The sequence below is a fragment of the Actinomycetes bacterium genome (assembly GCA_024222295.1).
In the GTDB taxonomy this organism is placed as follows: Bacteria; Actinomycetota; Acidimicrobiia; order Acidimicrobiales; family Microtrichaceae; genus JAAEPF01.
The window spans coordinates 1-2327 of sequence record JAAEPF010000114.1; the positions used below are offsets into that span (position 1 = coordinate 1).

Below are 2327 nucleotides of genomic sequence, written 5' to 3' on the forward strand. Positions count from 1 at the left end.
CGACGGGACGCTGGTCAGCGTGGCTCCCGGCCCGGTGGTCACCCTCCGCGGCACCGTGGAGTCGATGCCCGACGCTCGCGTCGCCGGCGCGCTCCTCGAGGACGGCCTCTACGCCCGCATCATGATCGCCGGCGGATCGGAGTTCTGGATCCAGCCGGTCCCGACCTCCATCGAGGGCGCGAGCCCCTCCCACCACGTGCTTTACGAGCGCGGCGATGTCCTGCGCACCAGCCACTTCTGCGGCGCTGACCTGCTGGCCAACAACTTCGGCCAGCCCGGCTTCGAAGAGGTACCTCAGAACAACACCGCCATGGGCACGTCCCTGTTCACCGCAGAAGTGGGCTGTGACGCCGACTACGAGTACTTCCTGGACTACGGCTCGTCGACGACCAACGTCAGCGACCGAATCCAGACGGTCATCAACTCGATCAACCTGCAGTACGAGAGCGAGGTGAGCATCACCCACTCGATCACCCGGGTCATCGTGCGGACCTCTTCCAACCAGCCCTACACGTCCTCGGACGCCTCGACACTGCTCAACCAGTTCCGCAGCGAGTGGAACGCGAACCAGGGCAGCGTCCAGCGAGACGTCGCTCACCTGTTCACTGGAAAGAGCATCGACGGCGGCACCATCGGCATCGCATGGGTCGGCGCCATCTGCTCCACCTATGGCTACGGCATGGTGGAGTCCGACTTCAACAACAACTACTCCAGCACGACGGACCTCTCGGCGCACGAGCTCGGGCACAACTGGAACGCCCAGCACTGCACCTGCACGTCGTACACGATGAACCCGTACATCACGTCGGCGAACACCTTCAACCCCAACGTGACGCGCGGGACCATCACCTCCTTCCGTGATAGCCGCACCTGCCTCGACAGCGGCGGCGGCGGTGGAGGCGGCGGCGGCCTCAGCAACGACGACTGCGCGACCGCCGAGGTCATCACCGCAGGGGCCACGGCCTTCGACACCACCAGCGCCACCAACAGCGGGGTCGCCTGGTCCTGCGCCGGCGGCGGCGCGGCCGACGTCTGGTACTCCTACACCGCCTCCAGCTCCGCCGACGTCACCATCGACACCTGTGGGTCTGGCTACGACACGGCCCTTCAGGTCTGGGTGGGGAGCTGCGGCTCCCTGACCCGCATCGCGTGCAACGATGATGTGTGCGGCCTCCAGAGCCAGATCGACCTCACCGGCCTCTCCGCGGGAACGACGGTCCTCATCCAGGTCGCCGGCTACTCGGGGAGCACCGGAACGGGCACCCTGACCCTGACCGAGGCCTCGACCCCGCCCCCGGGCCAGCCCGGCAGCCCCACGCCCTCCAACGGCGCGGGCTCGGTGTCTATCAACCAGGATCTCTCCTGGAGCGCCGCCTCCGGCGCCGCGAGCTACAACGTCTACTTCGGCACCAGCTCCTCCCTCGGCGCCGGTCAGCTCCTGGGCAACCAGGCCGGGACCTCACGCAACGTCGGAACGCTGGCGTTCTCGGCGACGTACTACTGGCGGATCGACGCGGTCAACGCCAGCGGGACCACCACCGGCTCCACCTGGTCCTTCACCACGGAAGCCGATACTCCGGCGCCCCCGGGCCAGCCCGGAAGCCCGACGCCGTCCAACAACGCGACCTCGGTCTCCATCGACCAGGACCTCGCCTGGAGTTCGGCCTCTGGCGCGACCAGCTACGCCGTGTACTTCGGAGAGACCACCTCTCCGGCCTTCCGAGGCACCCAGGGCGGCACCAACTTCTCCCTCGGCCAGCTGGACTACGAAACCACCTACTACTGGCGGGTCGACGCCAGCAACGGAGGCGGCACCACTGCCGGCCAGCTCTGGTCCTTCACGACCGAGATGGACCCGAACACGGGCGGCGGCGAGACGGTGATCTTCGCCGACAGCTTCGACGGTACGGCCTCCACGGCCTGGGTCTCCAACGACAGGGTCCGGACCCGCAGCAGCTGGGCCTACGCCGGCACCGGCGGCACCCGGATCCGGCGGGGTCGCTACCTCGAGGTGACGGTCAACGCGTCGGGCTACACCGGGCTCCGGCTCGAGTGCGCGCGTGAGACCAAGCGCCTCGACAACGGCGAGTTCCTCACGATCAGCGTCAACGGCAACACCGTTGAGCAGATCACCGGGACGTCTGGCTGGATCACCTCGGACATTGACCTGGACAACTACGCAGGCCAAGGCTCCGTCACGATTCGCTTCGCGGTCAACGCGAACCGAAACAACGAGAAGGCCTTCCTCGACGAGTTCGCCGTGATCGGTATCAACTGTAACCCGACGTGGGCTGACCCACTGCAGGGGGCGGCGCGGGGAATCCCCG

The 2327-nt window shown here is 67.4% G+C and carries 1 protein-coding gene; it reads left to right on the forward strand.

Features of this window, described 5'->3' with window-relative positions; translation table 11 throughout:
- Positions 1 to 19: 19 nt before the first annotated feature.
- Positions 20 to 2327, forward strand: a 2308-nt coding sequence (locus GY812_17780) for a hypothetical protein (protein ID MCP4437332.1), incomplete at its 3' end; no start/stop codon positions are given.